Here is a 16,221-nt window from a genome sequence, read left to right on the forward strand (position 1 = left end):
GATCGGTGTTTTGGGCGCAGTTCTCCACCAACGTCTCCCAGCGCCATTCGGGTCGTGCTTACCCGTAGTATTGCAAGACGAATGGAGGGACGAGATGCAGGGCATCGAGCTTTCGCGCCGCTTCTATTTCGACGTGGTCCGTCCGTGGTTGAGCACCATTGCGCCCGGCCTTCCCCACGCCGCTGCGTTGATTGGCTCTGGGTCGGAGCTGCTTGGGTTCGATGACAAAACCTCAAAAGACCACAACTGGGGTCCCAGAGTTCAGTTGTTCGTCTCTCCAGAAGGGTTCAACGAACATGCTGAGGATATTGTGGAGACGTTTCTCCGCGACGCGCCCGCGTCATTTCTTGGCGAGCCGATCGGCTGGCGATGCCGCCCGAACTCTCCTCCCGAGGGTGAGGCGGCAGTTGGGCGTCTTGCGCATGGTGTGGAAGTCTTCACTCTTGCCGGCGGCCTCCGAACTATCCTGGGGCTGGAGTCGGTGACGGACATTACCCCACTGCGCTGGCTTGCCTTGCCTGAACAGCGCCTGCTCGCCTTTACCGCGGGCGCGGTCTTCCACGACGATGGGATTGGCCTGGAGGACGCCCGTAGCGCCCTGGCGTACTTCCCAAGAGATGTTTGGTTGTACAAAATCGCCTGCCAGTGGGGGCGTATCGCCGAGGAACAGGCATTTGTTGGTCGGGCTGGACAGGTAGGTGATGATCTGGGATCGCGGGTTATCGCCGGCCGGCTGGTTCGGGACATTATGCGATTGAGTTTTCTCCTGGAGCGCCGATACGCGCCCTATCCGAAGTGGTTCGGACGGGCGTTCTCCCAGCTCCCGATCGCTGTGACCCTGGCTCCGCTCCTCGACGAGGTATTGCTTGCAGCCAACTGGCAGGAGCGCGGAAACGCTCTCGCGGCGGCTTATCTCGTGTTGGCAAAACGGCAGCAGGAGGATGGCACCGGCGGTGACTTCGAGCCGGTCATCGGCCCCTATCATAATCGGCCATTTCCGACGATCAACACTGACGACCTGATTGCCGCCAGCGCGAGTGGCATCGGGGACCCGCAGCTCAGGCAGCTGCCGTTATTGGGCTCACTGGATCAGGTCACCGACCTCACTCCGCTTATCGAGAACCCCTCGAGGTCAGCACGAATGATAAAAAGTCTCTTTGACGTGTGAACGTCTGCAAAGAATTGCAGCTGCTGCGGACGGGGTCGTGCCAGTTGTTGAAACACATGGTGCTCACCGAGCTCACTAGACCTAACTCACTGTATCGGCATATGCTAATGTGAGCTGAACAGTATTAGCAAAACGCCAAGCCGAAGTGGCCATGTCCAAAAAGATCGCCCAGACGGAAGTGACACATGAACTCGGCCGGCAAAGGCGCGGAGCGCGCCGGGTGACGATGACGGATGTGGCGCGGGAGGCTGGGTGCTCCCAGGCGACGGTATCATTCGTTCTGAACAATGCGCCGGGGATCCGGCTGTCGGCAGAAACTCGGGCGCGGGTGGTCAGTGCGGCGCGGAAATTGGGCTATGCGGTTGCCGGCGTGCCACACACAGGCGCCGGCTCGGCCAATCGGGTGATTGGGTTCGTCGTAGACCAGTTGGCAACCAGCCCCGAAGCCATGGTGGCGATCGAAGGCGTCAGCCAGGCCGCCCGGGCGGATGGCAGTTTTGTGCTGGTGTCCCAGACATTCAATGACGTCGCGGTCGAAAAGGATGTGGTGCGCCAACTGGTTGGCAGTGGTGCGGCCGCCATCGTCTACATGACGATCTTCACGCGCGAGGTGGAACTGCCAGACGACCTGGCAGAGCTCGAGCTCCCCATATACCTGCTCAATTGCTACACTGCCGACCAGGCCTTCCCAGCTGTCATTCCGAGCGAAGTGGCCGGGGGGCAGCGCTGCACGCGCTACCTTATCGAACATGGGCATAGCCGTATCGCCACCATTACCGGGGAGTTGTGGATGGAGGCAGCGCAGGATCGGCTCAAGGGCTACCGGCGGGCGCTGGCGACGGCGGACATCCCCTTTGATCCCGACCTGGTGGTGGAAGGGGACTGGTCGGCGAGTTCCGGGTTCGAGGGGACATGTAAGCTGCTGAGCCTCGATGAGCCACCTACTGCCATTTTCTGCCAGAACGATCGGACGGCGATCGGTTGCTACGAGGCGCTGAAGGAGGCGGGCCTCGTCATTCCCACCGATATGTCTGTGGTGGGCTACGACGACGAGGAAATTGCTCGGCATCTGCACCCGCAACTCACCACCTCGGTGCTGCCGCACCGGGCAATGGGGCAATGGGTGATCGAGCAGATGCAGGAGACAAATGGAGTCCGGCTCTCGCGCTATCCTCTGGTAAAGCTTGAATGTCCGCTGGTCGAACGGGCTTCGGTGAGCACTCCCCCGGTGCAGGTCAGGCCCGTGGCGGCGCAATAGAGGCGCGCGCGACCAGCTCGCACTCGATCTTGATCTTCTGCATGCGCTGATCCTGGTCCGCGGCTTCGAAGCCGTCGAGCAACTGCCCGACAGCCCAGCGCGCCATCTCGTCGTGCGGCAGGATCACGGTCGAAAGCGGCGGCTGCATGTTGGCAGCCAGATCCTCGTCATCGAAGCCGACAATGGAGATGTCCTCGGGAACCCGAAGGCCTAGTTCGCGGGCCGCCTCGTAGCAGCCGATGGCCATTCGGTCATTGAAACAAAAAATGGCGGTCGGCGGGTTGGGGTCCAAGAGCAAGGCCCTGGCCCGCTCCCGACCAGCGCGAATGCTCCATCCGCCCGAGGTTACCAACTGGTCATGGCTCGAGACTTGCCACTTGGTCATGGCCTGGCGGAAGCCCTTCTCCCGATCGACTGACGCTTCGAGCACGGGTTCACCGGCAAGGTGGGCAATGCGGCGATGGCCGGCCTGCAACAGAGCTTCGGTCGCTGCATAGCCGCCGACCAAATCGCCAGGCACAACGGAGGGATAGCGAAGCTTTTTCTCGTAACAATTAAGTAGGACAAGCGGCAACTCGTCGAAGCTTGGCGGTACGCTGACCTGCCGGGTAATGAGCGTCGTATAGATGGCGCCGATGGCCTGCTGGGCGACCAGCAGTTCCATGGCAGCCTGTTCCAGCGCTGCATTGGAACCCGTGCAGAAGGTCGCGACGGTCACGTCCTGCAGCGCCGCTTCATCCCGAGCGCCCTCAAGGAATGGGGCGGCGAAAGGGGTAGTTGAGACCTCATCGATAAAGAGGCCGATGATGCGCTTGCGCCCCTCGGGCACCGGATGACCCTGGCCACGGCGGTAGCCCAGCTCCTCGGCGGCTTCGAGCACGCGGCGGCGCGTAGCTTTCGAGATTCGCGCGTTGGGAACGCCGTTGAGAACCAGTGAGACGGTGGCCTGGGATACGCCGGCGCGGTCGGCCACGTCATGCATGGTTGCGCGCTTGTCCATCAGGTCCCTCCCCCTCTCACACCTCAGTCTGATGCCGCATATACCCCCAAATGGCCAGCGGACTGTTCACCTTATCTGCCGCATTAGCGCTCCTATTGCTGCCCAACTGCACCCTCTTGCCAGAGCTCTGGGACCGGCCTATGGTGATAATATTATAACTAATATTGCTTGAGGGTAAGATGAGCGGCACTGCGGAGGCACGGGCACTCGGGACGGAATCGGCAGCCCGACAGAGTCTCTCGCTGGATGGGGTTTGGCAGTTCCGGCACGAGGATGGTCCCTGGCGTGACGCCCACGTTCCCGGACCCTGGCAGGCCGAATTCTCCGACCTGGTCGATACGAGCGGTCGAGCTGTCTACAAGCGCAGCTTTGCCGTACCCGCTGGTTGGGAGCAGCGTGAACTGGCGCTCAAGTTTGGAGCGGTGAGCTATTTCTGCGAAGTACTGCTCAACGGTGAAAAGATCGGCGAGCACGAGGGCGCTTACCTGCCGTTCGAGCTCATCGTCCCGGCGCGGCTGATCCGAACCAGCAACGAAGTTGAGGTGCGGGTCACCATGCCTTCGGCAGATCACCGCCTCTATCCTGACTTCCCCTTTAGCGAGATCCCGCACGGCAAGATCAGCTGGTACGGTCGCATCGGCGGGCTATGGCAGTCGGTATCGCTCGAGGCGCGGGACGCGCGCCGGATTACCGATGTGGTGATCACTGCGGGCATGGACCGCCAGGTGCGGGTCAATCTCGATTTTAGCGAACCCGCCCTGGGGCTCCCAGCGCAGCTTAGTGTTTGTGACAGCGATGGCGCTGTGGTCGCCCAGGCCCAGGTCACGGCAGCTGCCGAAGCCGAGGCGCTACTAAGCGTACCCGACGCCAAGCTCTGGTCCGTCGACACCCCGAACCTCTACTCCCTGACGGTAGACCTCGCTGATGCCGACACTGTCACCCACAGTTTCGGTTTCCGGACGATCGAGACGGCTGAGGGAAAAATCCTCCTTAACGGCGAACCTATCTATATGCGGGGCGCGCTGGACCAGGACTACTATCCGGACGGCATCTACACGCCGCCCTCACTGGAGTTCCTCGAGGATCAGGCGCGCAAGGCCAAGGAGCTGGGGCTCAACACCCTGCGCTGCCACATCAAGGTGCCTGACCCGCGCTATTACGAGGTTGCCGACCGGCTTGGCTTGCTCGTCTGGACCGAAGTGCCCAATGTGGCGACCTTTACGCAGGCCTCGGCGCGGCGCATGCGCGAAACCATGGAGGGTATCCTCCAGCGCGACCGCAACCATCCCTCGATCATCGCCTGGACATTAATCAATGAGGATTGGGGCACGCGGCTGGTCGAGAACGCCGAGCACCGGCAATGGCTCAAGGACAGCTATGACTGGCTCAAGGCCAAGGACCCCACCCGGCTCGTGGTGGACAACTCGGCCTGTTTCCCCAACTTCCACGTCAAGACCGACCTCAATGACTATCACTATTACCGTTCCGTCCCCGAGCGACGCCAGGAATGGGACGACATCACCGCCCAGTTCGCGGCAGGTGCGGACTGGACGTTCTCGCCGCTAGGCGATGCGGAACGGCGGGGCGACGAGCCATTGATTGTTTCAGAATTTGGGGTATGGGGCCTGCCCGACCCGAAGCTGCTGCGCGGCGCGAACGGCAAGGAGCCCGATTGGTTTGAAACCGGTTCGCTTTGGGGTGATGGGGTTGCCCTGCCCCACGGCATCGAGGCGCGTTTTGCAGCGCTCGACCTGCATCGCACCTTTGGCTCGTTCGATCAGTTCATCGAGCAGGTGCAGTGGTACCAATTCATGAACCTCCGCTACCAGATCGAGCAGATGCGGCTGCATCCCTCGATCGTGGGTTATGTGATCACCGAACTGACGGATGTGCACTGGGAGGCCAATGGCCTCCTGGACATGGAACGCAACCCGCGCGTGTTCCACGACGTATTCGGGACCATCAACGCCGACATCGTCATCGTGCCCAGGCCCGAGCGCTATTCGGCCTATGCCGGCGCGGACCTGCCCATCGAGCTCACGGTTGCGACGGGCGGCCACACCATTCCCGCCGGCGCGGTGCTGCGGTGGAGCGGCGATGTGTCGGGTCATATCGAGGTGCCAGCGACCGGCCCTGTGTCCACCGCTTCCTTGGGCACGCACGCCTTTTCCATGCCTGCCAGTCCCGACAACCGCATGCTCCGCATCGATTTTACGCTCGAGGCGGACGGCGCGGTGCTGGCGCGCAATAGCTGCGAGATCGCGCTCTTTGCCGAGCGCAGCACGGCGAGACAAACCTCCATTGCCGCTGTGGATCCGAAACTCGCGGCTTACGCTGCCGGCCTCGGTTACCAAATCCTCCCGGCTGCCGAGGCCGACATCGTCCTCTGCCATGCGGTGGACGGCAAGGACGTCGAAGCCATCAAGGCGGGTGCCCGTTACCTGATCCTGGCCGATGGCAGCGTCGAAACAAATCGCAACCTGCGCACCGACATGCCGGACGGGGAATTGCCACACCGCAGCATCGTGGCAGATGGCAAGAAGTTCCGACCCAGTCTCGACCAGCATCTGCCCGGCATCAGCCTGGTCGAGCGGGACGGCACGATCTGGCGCGGCGACTGGATCGCCGGCTTCAGCTGGGTCCGTCGCGACGGCCCGTATGCCGCCATTCCCGGTGGACCGATCCTGGACCTCGCCTTTTCCGATGTGGTGCCGCACCACCTGCTGACCGGCTTCCGGCCCTGGGAGATTGGCAACAATGTTCACGCCGGCATGGTGGTCGGCTGGGTGCACAAGCCCGCCGCCATCATTGGCGAGAAACGAGTCGGGCGTGGCGGCGTCGTGGCGACCACGTTCCGCCTGACGCAAGCGGCGCCGGGCAGCGACGCGATGGCCGCAGCGCTCTTCGATGCCCTCGTGCAAACGACCAAGGAGTTGCCGGTGGACCGCTAGCGCGGCCCGCTCACATCAGGCGCGGAGGACTAAACGAGACGCAAAGACGGCAAAAGCCGCAGCGGATCGGCAGACCCAAGAGGAGGAAGCCATGGCCGACATCGTACTCAACGACGTCAGCAAGTCTTATGGACAGGTGAGCGTGCTCGAGCACGTCTCGATGCACATTCAATCGGGCGAGTTCATCGTCTTCCTGGGGCCATCGGGCTGTGGCAAGTCCACGCTGCTGCGGATGATCGCTGGATTGGAAGCGATCAATGGCGGCGAGATCCGCATCGGTGATCGCAGGGTGGACCAGCTACCGCCCAACCAGCGCGGCGTGGCCATGGTGTTCCAGAACTACGCGCTCTATCCGCACATGACCGTGCGGGAGAATATGAGCTTCGGGCTGCAAAATGTCGGCACCAGCAAGACCGAGGTTTCGCGGCGAGTGGACGAGGCGGCACGCATGCTGGAGATCATGCCGCTGCTGGACCGCCGCCCTGCGCAACTTTCTGGAGGTCAGCGCCAGCGCGTCGCCATCGGACGTGCCATCGTGCGCGAGCCTCAAGCATTTCTTCTCGATGAGCCCCTCTCCAACCTCGATGCGGGATTGCGGGTGCGCACTCGGGTGGAACTGGCGCAATTGCACCAGCGGATCGGCACCACGATGGTCTTCGTCACGCACGACCAGACCGAGGCCATGACCCTGGCCAGCCGCATCGTGGTCATGAACAACCGCAAGGTTGAGCAGATTGGCACGCCTATGGAGGTCTATTCCCGGCCCGCCAGCCGCTTTGTCGCCGCCTTTGTCGGCTCGCCTGCCATGAACTTCCTGCCGGCCACGGTTGCGGAGCAAGGGGGCGGTCATGCGGTGGTCGCTGCAGGCGGCGCAAGGATCGCGACGAGCATTCCGGTGGCGGGCCTTCCCACCGGAGGGGAGCTGACACTGGGTATCCGCCCGGACGCTTTGCGCGTGGTGCCATCAGGCGGCACGCTCACCGGCAGTGCCGAGCTCGTGGAGCGCCTTGGCGATCGCACATTCGTGCATGTGCGCCTGGCCGGCGGCGATCTGGTGGTGGCGGAGGACAGCGGCAAGAGCACGCTTCGCACAGGGCAGCCGGTTGTCCTGGAGGTGGATCCGGCAGCGACGCACCTGTTTGACGAAGGAGGCGCTGCCTACCACGCGAACTAGGCAAAACAAGTTTCCGGGGCGCGGCCCTACCCGCTCAATGCGACGCGCAACCGGACAGGCAATACGCATAGAGCATTTTTCATTGGGAGGAACCAAATGAACAAGAGCTTGAAACGACTGGCCTTGGCTTCGACGGCTTTCCTGGCCTTGGCCAGCGGCGCTGTGGCGCAGCAGACCGTTGTCTGGTGGGATTTTCTAGGCGGCGGCGACGGGGTTCGCATGAAGTCGCTCATCGACCAGTTCAACCAGGAGCACCAGGGCGAGATCCAGATCGAGGCCACCACCCTTGAGTGGGGTTCGCCCTACTACACCAAGCTGCAGACATCGGCGGCGATCGGGGAAGGCCCCGACATCGCTACCTATCACCTGTCACGCATGCCTCTTGCGGTCGATAGCGGCACCCTGGCCGAGATCAGCGATGAAGACATGGAGTCGGTGGGCCTATCCGACGCGTCCTACACTGAAGCGGCCGCCAACGCTGCCAAGGTGGACGACACGCGCTATGGCGTTCCGTTCGACCAGCATGGCCTCATCCTCTTCTACAACAAGGACATGCTGGAAGAAGCCGGCATGTTGGACGAGAACGGCTTGCCAACCGGGCTCGACGGCATGGAGAATTTCGAGGCGGCGCTCGAGCAGTTCACTACGGACGGGATGTATGGGCTGTCGATGCCGACCGGAGACCGCTATCGCATGGTCTATAGCCTCTTTGGCCAGCAGGGCGGCACCATGTATGACGAGGCTGCCGGTGGCTTCTTCCCCACCGACGAGGATCTGGAGAAGCTGTCCACGGCAACCGAAACGATGGCGCGCTGGGTGGAGAATGGCTGGACACCGCAGCAGATCGAGTCACCGGCAGCCCTGGCGCTCTTTACCTCGGGGCAATCGCCATTCTTCCTGATGGGCAACTGGGAGGTGCCAACCTTCACTGACCTCGCCGAAAGGGGCGAGATGTTCGAGTGGGGCGCGGTGGAAGTTCCGGTGCTCTTCGACCAGCCGGCAGCATGGTCCGACAGCCACGCCTTCGTCATTCCCGCCAATGCCGGCGCCGAAGCCGATCCCGAAAAGCGGGCGGCGGTGATGGAAGTCATCAAGTGGATGAACGAAAACTCCCTCGATTGGGCGGGCGCGGGCCATCTCCCAGCCTATAACGAAGTGCGCCAGAGTGCCGAGTTCCAGGAGATGAAGCCCCAATCGGTCTATGCCGGCTTTGCCGATACGGCCGTGTTCGATCCGCGCACGACGCTTGCCGGCCCGGCCGCCCCCCTGGGCGACGCCTGGAACAACTACATCGTGCCCGCCACCTCCGGCGAGATGGAGCCTGCCGACGCCGCCGCGCAGATGCGCGACGACCTCAACAGCCAGCTCTAGGCGAAGCGACCGGCCGGCGCCCCAGGGTGCCGGCCTTCTCTGTTCCGTGGAGGTTCGGCGATGCTGCGAGACAAACGCCAGGAATATCTCACCGCGCTGGTGCTGGTGGGTCCATTCATCATCATCTATGGCGCCCTGTTCGTCTGGCCCACCATCCAGATGGTGATGCTGAGCTTCACGGACGCACCGCTGATCGGCCCGGGCGAGTGGGTGGGCCTCGAGAACTACTTCAAGATTTTGAGCCACCGGCTGTTTCATGCCGCCTTTTGGAACACCGCGTATTTCGTGGTTCTGACGGTGGTGCCCAACACGCTGGTGTCGCTAGCCATTGCCATGGCGGTGAACCGGCTCAAGGGCTGGCAGCAGAGCCTGGTGCTCGCGGCTTTCTTCCTGCCCTACATCCTGCCGGTGTCGGTGGTGTTCCTCACCTGGAACTGGATCATCGATGTGCAATATGGGCTGATCCAGTGGCTGGTGCGGCCCTTCAATGGCGGCGAGCCCATCTCGCTGACCCGCACCATTCCCCTATTCATGCCTACGGTTGCCTTTGTCACCATCTGGTGGACGCTGGGGTTCAACGTGCTGCTGTTCATCGCGGGGTTGCGCAATATCTCACCTGAGATCTATGAAGCGGCGGCGCTGGACAGCGCCGGTCGCTGGCGCCAATTTGCCCGCATCACCTGGCCGCTGATCTGGCCGGTGACGGCGCTGGTGCTGACCATCCAGCTCATCGCGCAGCTCAAAATCTTCGATCAGGTCTACCTATTCTCGATCGGCGGGCGGCAGGACGCGACCATCGTCCTGGTGCAGTACATCTACAAGCTCGCCTTCCAGCAAAACCGGGGTGGCGAGGGGGCGACGGCGGCGGTGCTGCTGTTTGCCATGATTATCGTCCTGTCAGTGCTGCAATATCAATTGCTCCGCGCGCGAGGTGAAAAATGACCGCCGAAGCCATTCCGCATGTTGCCGTCAAGACTGAGCGCACGCACCGCGATCCGATGCTCGATTTGGGTGGGCTGGTGCTATCGGCGGTCACCATCGCCTTTGCCCTCTTGGCGTTCTTTCCACTCTACTGGGCGATCATCACCTCGTTCAAATCCGATACGGAGGTGATTGCCAGCGGGCTCTCCCTGTGGCCGCAGCGCCCAACGCTGGACAGCTATATCCACATCTGGGAGCGGACCAACATCACGCAGTGGTACATCAATTCCATGGTGACCTCGGTGCTGATTACCGCAGGGGTGGTGATCAGTTCGGCCGGCTGCGCCTATGCGCTGAGCCAGCTCGACTTCCCCGGCCGGCGGCTCATTTATGTGCTGATCCTGGCGTGCTTCATGGTGCCGATGCAGGCGCTGATCGTGAACCATTTCGTGTTGATGGCGCAGTTCAAACTGCTCAACACCTGGGCCGGCATCATCCTGCCGCAACTGATCGTTCCGGTGGTGATCATCGTCTACAAGCAGTTCTTCGACTCCGTCCCCAAGGAGTTCCGCGAGGCAGCGATGATGGACAGCGCGGGGCATTTCAAGATCCTGTTCCGCATCTACCTGCCGATGAACTGGGGGGTCACGGCTGCCCTTTCGATCATCACCTTTATCGGGGCCTGGAACGCGTTTCTGTGGCCGTTTCTCGCGGCAACGGGGGAAGCAACGATGACGGTGCCGGTGGGCATCACGCAGGTAAAAGATGCCTATGGGATCGTGTACGCCAAGCTGATGGCTTCGGCCGTGCTCGCGGGCTTGCCCGTGGCAGTGCTGTACCTGATCTTTCAGCGACGGGTGACGCAGGCGGTGATGCTCTCGGCCGGGGTAAAGGGCTGAGATCGCCGACGCCGGGAGACGCTACCCTTCGCGGTGTCACCGGCTCAAACCACCTCTCTCCGCTGTGCGAAGTGGCAAGTGATCAATAAGGAAAGGCGCAAGGAGAGTTGCACACCCTCCGATAATTTGTCAGACATATGGCATTTAAAGGTCGAGGGGTCGACCTTTCGAAGAGCAAGAAATGGTTCTCGGCATTGTTGCGGGGACCGGCACAGGGAAAGTCCAAGCTCGTTACAAGGAGGGAGCACATGAACTTCTTACATAGAACGGTCGGCTTGTTGGTTGCGGCCACCAGCCTCACTCTTCCGGTCGTGGCACAAACCACAATCGTGGCGCCGACAGGGTCCACTGCCGGCACCTATATGGACTATATGAAGACGGTCTATGACCGTGGCACCGGGTCGGAACTGCTGCAGATCCCGCTGGCGACCTTCGACAAGGAGTTCGAGCTGACGCCGATGGCGGCCGAAAGCTGGAGCCAATCCGAGGATGGGCTGACATGGACCTTCAAGCTGCGGGACGGGCTGGTGTGGTCCGATGGCGAGCCGCTCACCGCGGAAGACTATGTGTTCGCCCTCCAGCGGGCGGCCACCAGCGGCTATGATTTTGCCTGGTACTGGGACTTCGCCGGGGGCATCCAAGGCTGGAAGGAAGTGACCGAGGGCACGGCCGAGGCCTCTACGCTTGGTGTCCGGGCAGTGGACGATCAGACCATCGAGGTCACTACCAACGCGCCAAAGCCCTATTTTCCCTCGGTGACCAGCCTCTGGTACCCCGTGCCCAAGCACAAGGTGGACGAGCTAGGTGACGACTGGGCACTCAATGTCGACAGCATCGTCTCCTCCGGCCCGTTCTCGATCGAGAGCTGGGAGAAGTCGAACAACTCCGTCGTATTCGTCAAATCCGACACCTATACCGGCCCATGGCAGGCACAGGTCGACCGGCTGGAGCTCGACCCGACTCTCGCTGCCCCGGAAGTCGGACTTCCGGCCTTCCTTGCTGGCGATGCGGACTATTCCTTCCTCAACACTGGACAAGTGCCGGTCGCGACGCAGCGGTTTCCGGACGGCATTCGCCAGAACGCGGTCTTCGCCACCTCCTACATCGCCTATGATCTGGAGGCGGAGCCCTTCAATGACGTCGATGTGCGCCGGGCGCTCTACCATGCAGTGGACCGCGAGGAACTGACCTCCACGGTCCTCAAGGACATCGCCATCCCAGCCGGCTCGATCCTGCCGCCCGGCTATCCCGGCTACAGCGAAGACGTGGTGGCGCAGGCCACGTTTGATCCTGAACTCGCTCAACAATATCTGGCTGAAGCGGGTTATCCCGACGGCGAGGGTTTCCCGCCCATCGAAATCTGGATCCGCGAGGAAGGCGGCTACAACTCGGCAATCGTTCCGGCCATGGCCCAGTACCTGCAGGCTGAATTCGAGGAGATTCTGGGGATCGATGTTTCCATCCGCAGCCTTCCCGGGCCGGAATGGATGGATGGCATGCGTGGCAAGCGCAACAACATCTTCATCGCGCCGTACGAGTACGACTATCTCGATCCGTCCAACTTCTACGGCATCTTTTACAATGGCGGGCGCCACAACTACTTCGTCCCCGAATATGATGCGCTGGTGGCGGAGGCTGACGCCGAGGCCGATTGGGAAACCCGCGTCGAGCTCTATGAACAGGCCGAGCAGGTGATGATCGATCAAGGTCTGATCGTCCCCCTGGTTCACCCGATCACCACGGCAGTGATCTCCGAAGAGCTGGGTGGCGAGGCGTCCGAACCCAACTCCTTGGGCTTCACGCCCCTCGACCGGCTCGGGCACTACTTCTTCACCCATCTGACGAAGTAAGCGCCTGCACTCTGCACCTTCCGGCACGCCGGAGGGTGCTTCGGGGACCAACTATGCCGCTTGTTGAAATCGAAGACCTTCGCGTGAGTTTCCGCCAGTATGGCGGCCGCGTGGATGCCGTGCGGGGCATCAGCTTCAGCCTGGAACAGGGCGAAAGCCTCGGCATCGTGGGGGAATCGGGATCGGGCAAATCCGTTAGTTGCAGTGCGCTCTTGCGGCTGCTTCCAGCGACCGCGGAGATCAGCGCCACCAAGCTCCGGCTCGACGGCACCGATGTGCAAAAAGCGAACAAGGAGGATTTGGCCCGATTGCGCGGACGCACGGCCGCAATGATCTTCCAGGATCCGATGACGGCGTTCGACCCCGTCTTTACGGTCGGGCACCAGATCAGCGAGACCATCCAGGCGCATCGCCCGGTGAGCACGAAAGCGGCCCGGCAAGAGGCCGAAGCGATGCTGCGCCGGGTCGAGATCATCAATGCGCGCGACGTGCTTGATTATTATCCACACCAGCTCTCGGGCGGCATGTTGCAGCGCGCCATGATCGCCATGGCGCTCTCCTGCCAGCCCAAGCTGCTGATTGCGGACGAGCCGACTACGGCACTGGACGTCACCATTCAGGCGCAGATCCTGCAGCTGATCAAGAAGGTGCAGGCCGAATTTGGCATGGCGCTGATCATGATTACCCATGATCTGGGGGTGATTGCCGAAACGGTGGACCGTGTCCTCGTCATGTATGCCGGCGAGGTGATGGAACAAGGCGCCGTGCAACAAATCTTCGACGCACCGCAGCACGCCTATACCAAGCAATTGCTGGCGAGCCTGCAAACGCGCTTCGAACCATCGCGCGGGGACGAGGATGCAGCGCCCGCCCTTGAACTGCGCGGCGTGGCCAAGACGTATCGTACCCGGCGCCGGCGTGGGCTGTTCAGCCAGTATGGCGACTTCCACGCGGTGCGGGAGGTCAACCTCACCCTGCCCCGCAACCGTATTGTGGCCGTTGTTGGCGAAAGCGGTTCGGGCAAGACGACCACCGGCATGATGGCCTTGCGTTTGACCGATGTGAGCCGGGGGCAGATTCTGGTCCACGGGACGGATATCTCCAGCCTCTCCACCGAGGCGCTCAAGCCGTGGCGACGCCAGCTGCAGGTGGTGTTCCAGGACAGCTATTCAGCGCTCGACCCCATGATGACGCTGACGCAGATCATCGCCGAACCCCTGCATATTCACAAAGTGGGCTCCGCGCGCGAGCAGCGGGAGAAGGCGCTGGACTGGCTGGAGCGGGTGAGTCTCGACCGTGCCTTCGCCGACCGCTATCCGCATGAACTGTCCGGGGGGCAGCGGCAGCGCGTCGCCATCGCCCGGGCGCTAGTGCTGGAGCCAAGTGTGCTCGTGGCCGATGAGCCAACTTCGGCGCTGGACGTCACGGTCAAGGCGCAGATCATCGGGCTGCTCAAGCGCCTCCAGGCCGAGATGGGCCTCTCCATCCTCTTTATCAGCCACGATCTTTCCACCGTGAGATCATTGGCCGACAGCGTGGTCGTTATGTATCGCGGGCGGGTGGTGGAAGAAGCGCCGACCCATCGCATCTTCGCCGAACCGCAGCACCCCTACACAAGGGCCCTGCTCGACGCCGTGCCGGCGGCCAACCCTCGCGACAAGCGCGAGCGCCGCTTTCTTTCGGCTGAAGAGATCGACGCCCAGACGCCACGCTTCACGGTGGTGCAGACCGGCACAGCGCCACGAGCGGAGCCGCAATTGGTCACGCTTGCGGGCGGACACCGCGTCGAAGCACTCGTCACGTCATAGGGGCAAGTGATGATCGGTTACATCCTTCGTCGTCTCCTGTCGGTCGCCGTAACGTTTGTTGCGGTTTCGATCATCATCTTCTTGATGATGCACGCCATTCCGGGTGGGCCCTTCGACGCCAACGAGATGCCGGTGTCGGCCGCGGTGCGGGAGCGCATGATGGCGCAACTGGGCCTCGATCAGCCGCTCCATGTCCAATATTTGAACTATATGGCCGGCGTGCTCCGGTTCGACTTCGGCGTGCCTTACCAGAGCCCCGGTGAGAGCGTCATCCAACTCCTGTCGCGCGCCTGGGTGCCGAGCCTGGTCTTGGGCGGACTGGGCGTGCTCATCGGGGCGCCGCTGGGTATTCTCCTCGGCATGGCCGCGGCGCTCAACCGCAACACCTGGGTCGACTATATTGCCTCGGTGTTCGCCACGCTGGGCCTGACCATCCCGGTTTTTGTGACGGCCATGCTGTTGATCCTGATCTTTGCAGTTTGGCTGAACTGGTTGCCCGCCAGCGGCTGGCCCCACCCGGAGCGGTGGATCCTGCCGGTCGCGTGTTACGCCACCATTCCGCTGGCAACCTATGCCCGCTACACCCGCTCGGCGATGCTCGACACGATGAGCCGACCCTTTGTCACCGTATTGCGGGCAAAGGGGCTGTCGGAGCGGCGGATCGTCTTCCAGCATGTCCTGCGCAACTCGGCCATTCCGCTGGTGACGGTCTTCCTGCCCATGTTTATCGGCACAGCAACCGGGTCCATCTTTGTGGAAGCCATGTTCCGGGTGCCGGGGCTGGGCGCCTATTTCGTCTCCTCTATCCAGCAGCGGGACTATCCACTCGAGATGGCGCTGATGCTGATGATCACCTTCATGTATTGCATCGCCTATCTCCTGTCGGACCTGGTCTATGCCCTGATCAACCCGCGTATTCGGGTGGGAGGCACCTCATGAGCGAGTTCACAGCAGAGGCTCCCCCGGCCCGGCAACGCGGTCCGCTCTGGTTTGCCTGGCGCCGCTTCCTGGGCAACAAGGCGGCGGTGGTGGGTGGCGCCGTGCTCCTGGTTCTGGTGCTGATGGCGGTGTTCGCCCCGCTCATCACGCCATACCCGCCTGAAGGGCAACTCTTTCTTACCGAAGCACTGGCGTTTCCCTCGGCAAGCCATTGGTTTGGAGTCGATAATCTGGGGCGGGACTTCTATAGCCGCATCGTCTACGGCGCCCGAGTATCGCTCTCGATCGGTTTCATCGCGGCGGGTTTTTCGGTGCTCATCGGTATCCCGCTGGGTGCGCTTGCGGGGTATTTCGGTGGCAAGGTCGACTGGATCATCATGCGCATCATCGAGCTTTTTTCGGTGGTCCCGCCGCTGCTCGGTGCCCTGTTGCTGGGGTCGCTGACGCGGGGTGGCTATGGCATGATTGTCTTCATCGCCGCGCTGTTCGGCTGGGTGCAGGTGTGCCTGTTGGTTCGGGCGCAGGTGAAGTCTTTCCGCGAGAAGGAATTCGTTCGTGCGGCGCAAGCCCTGGGCGCGTCACCCGCCTACATCATCCGTCGACACCTTATTCCCAATTCCATCAGCCCCATCATCGTCGGGTTCGTCCTGGCGATCCCCCTGGCAATGATGCTCGAGGCGAGCCTGAGCTTTCTCGGGGTCGGGGTGCCGCCGCCAACGCCCACCTGGGGACAGATGATCAATGAGGGCATCGACTACATGTTCTTCTACTGGCACCTCGCAGTGTTTCCCACCGCTGCGCTCGCCATCAGCGTGCTGGCGACCTCGCTTTTCGGCGACGGCCTGCGCGACGCCCTCGATCCGACCCTGAAAGGCCGTTGAA

The 16,221-nt window shown here is 62.3% G+C and carries 12 protein-coding genes; 11 read left to right on the forward strand and 1 reads right to left on the reverse strand.

Translation table 11 applies throughout. From position 1 onward, the window contains the following. The first annotated feature begins 94 nt into the window (after positions 1 to 94). The gene (locus tag QOV41_RS13675) at positions 95 to 1,168 is read left to right on the forward strand and encodes a DUF4037 domain-containing protein (RefSeq protein ID WP_284577286.1); all 1,074 of its coding nucleotides are present in this window, start codon (positions 95 to 97) and stop codon (positions 1,166 to 1,168) included. 151 nt (positions 1,169 to 1,319) lie between these two features. Next, positions 1,320 to 2,426, forward strand: a complete 1,107-nt coding sequence (locus tag QOV41_RS13680; RefSeq protein ID WP_284577287.1) for a LacI family DNA-binding transcriptional regulator — start codon at positions 1,320 to 1,322, stop codon at positions 2,424 to 2,426. On the opposite strand, the gene QOV41_RS13685 is transcribed toward QOV41_RS13680, so the two are convergent. Continuing rightward, positions 2,404 to 3,426, reverse strand: coding sequence for a LacI family DNA-binding transcriptional regulator (locus QOV41_RS13685; protein ID WP_284577288.1), 1,023 nt, complete (start codon positions 3,424 to 3,426; stop codon positions 2,404 to 2,406). The two genes, QOV41_RS13680 and QOV41_RS13685, sit on opposite strands and share 23 nt — an antisense overlap. 179 nt (positions 3,427 to 3,605) lie before the next feature. On the opposite strand from QOV41_RS13685, the gene QOV41_RS13690 reads away from it, so the two are divergent. From QOV41_RS13690 to QOV41_RS13730, 9 genes are all read left to right on the forward strand, one after another. Further along, positions 3,606 to 6,377 carry a glycoside hydrolase family 2 protein gene (locus QOV41_RS13690; RefSeq protein WP_284577289.1) on the forward strand — a complete coding sequence of 924 codons (2,772 nt, stop codon included), beginning with the start codon at positions 3,606 to 3,608 and terminating at the stop codon, positions 6,375 to 6,377. Positions 6,378 to 6,468: 91 nt separating this feature from the next. After that, positions 6,469 to 7,551: an ABC transporter ATP-binding protein gene (locus QOV41_RS13695; RefSeq protein ID WP_284577290.1), complete on the forward strand. Its 1,083-nt coding sequence runs from the start codon at positions 6,469 to 6,471 to the stop codon at positions 7,549 to 7,551. 96 nt (positions 7,552 to 7,647) lie between these two features. Continuing rightward, positions 7,648 to 8,922, forward strand: coding sequence for an extracellular solute-binding protein (locus tag QOV41_RS13700; RefSeq protein ID WP_284577291.1), 1,275 nt, complete (start codon positions 7,648 to 7,650; stop codon positions 8,920 to 8,922). A gap of 60 nt (positions 8,923 to 8,982) precedes the next feature. Then, positions 8,983 to 9,864 carry a carbohydrate ABC transporter permease gene (locus tag QOV41_RS13705; RefSeq protein ID WP_284577292.1) on the forward strand — a complete coding sequence of 294 codons (882 nt, stop codon included), beginning with the start codon at positions 8,983 to 8,985 and terminating at the stop codon, positions 9,862 to 9,864. Positions 9,865 to 9,920: 56 nt separating this feature from the next. Further along, on the forward strand, positions 9,921 to 10,742 hold the full coding sequence (locus tag QOV41_RS13710) for a carbohydrate ABC transporter permease (protein WP_284581332.1): 822 nt from the start codon (positions 9,921 to 9,923) through the stop codon (positions 10,740 to 10,742). Between the two features lie 248 nt (positions 10,743 to 10,990). Then, positions 10,991 to 12,592, forward strand: coding sequence for a peptide ABC transporter substrate-binding protein (locus tag QOV41_RS13715; protein ID WP_284577293.1), 1,602 nt, complete (start codon positions 10,991 to 10,993; stop codon positions 12,590 to 12,592). A gap of 53 nt (positions 12,593 to 12,645) precedes the next feature. Continuing rightward, entirely contained in the window at positions 12,646 to 14,400 is a 1,755-nt protein-coding gene (locus QOV41_RS13720; RefSeq protein WP_284577294.1) for an ABC transporter ATP-binding protein, read from the forward strand. Between the two features lie 9 nt (positions 14,401 to 14,409). Further along, positions 14,410 to 15,339 carry an ABC transporter permease gene (locus QOV41_RS13725; protein ID WP_284577295.1) on the forward strand — a complete coding sequence of 310 codons (930 nt, stop codon included), beginning with the start codon at positions 14,410 to 14,412 and terminating at the stop codon, positions 15,337 to 15,339. Beyond that, positions 15,336 to 16,220, forward strand: a complete 885-nt coding sequence (locus QOV41_RS13730) for an ABC transporter permease (RefSeq protein WP_284577296.1) — start codon at positions 15,336 to 15,338, stop codon at positions 16,218 to 16,220. The genes QOV41_RS13725 and QOV41_RS13730 overlap by 4 nt, the downstream gene beginning before the upstream one ends. Position 16,221: the final 1 nt, after the last annotated feature.

The sequence above is a fragment of the Devosia sp. RR2S18 genome, assembly GCF_030177755.1.
Lineage (GTDB): Bacteria > Pseudomonadota > Alphaproteobacteria > Rhizobiales > Devosiaceae > Devosia > Devosia rhizosphaerae.

Bases quoted from the DNA above. Each gene is read 5' to 3' on its own strand.
- QOV41_RS13680 (WP_284577287.1), top strand. From the start codon at position 1,320: ATGTCCAAAAAGATCGCCCAGACGGAAGTGACACATGAACTCGGCCGG.
- QOV41_RS13710 (WP_284581332.1), top strand. From the start codon at position 9,921: ATGCTCGATTTGGGTGGGCTGGTGCTATCGGCGGTCACCATCGCCTTT.
- QOV41_RS13720 (WP_284577294.1), top strand. From the start codon at position 12,646: ATGCCGCTTGTTGAAATCGAAGACCTTCGCGTGAGTTTCCGCCAGTAT.
- QOV41_RS13685 (WP_284577288.1), bottom strand. From the start codon at position 3,426: ATGGACAAGCGCGCAACCATGCATGACGTGGCCGACCGCGCCGGCGTA.
- QOV41_RS13715 (WP_284577293.1), top strand. From the start codon at position 10,991: ATGAACTTCTTACATAGAACGGTCGGCTTGTTGGTTGCGGCCACCAGC.
- QOV41_RS13730 (WP_284577296.1), top strand. From the start codon at position 15,336: ATGAGCGAGTTCACAGCAGAGGCTCCCCCGGCCCGGCAACGCGGTCCG.
- QOV41_RS13695 (WP_284577290.1), top strand. From the start codon at position 6,469: ATGGCCGACATCGTACTCAACGACGTCAGCAAGTCTTATGGACAGGTG.
- QOV41_RS13690 (WP_284577289.1), top strand. From the start codon at position 3,606: ATGAGCGGCACTGCGGAGGCACGGGCACTCGGGACGGAATCGGCAGCC.
- QOV41_RS13725 (WP_284577295.1), top strand. From the start codon at position 14,410: ATGATCGGTTACATCCTTCGTCGTCTCCTGTCGGTCGCCGTAACGTTT.
- QOV41_RS13700 (WP_284577291.1), top strand. From the start codon at position 7,648: ATGAACAAGAGCTTGAAACGACTGGCCTTGGCTTCGACGGCTTTCCTG.
- QOV41_RS13705 (WP_284577292.1), top strand. From the start codon at position 8,983: ATGCTGCGAGACAAACGCCAGGAATATCTCACCGCGCTGGTGCTGGTG.
- QOV41_RS13675 (WP_284577286.1), top strand. From the start codon at position 95: ATGCAGGGCATCGAGCTTTCGCGCCGCTTCTATTTCGACGTGGTCCGT.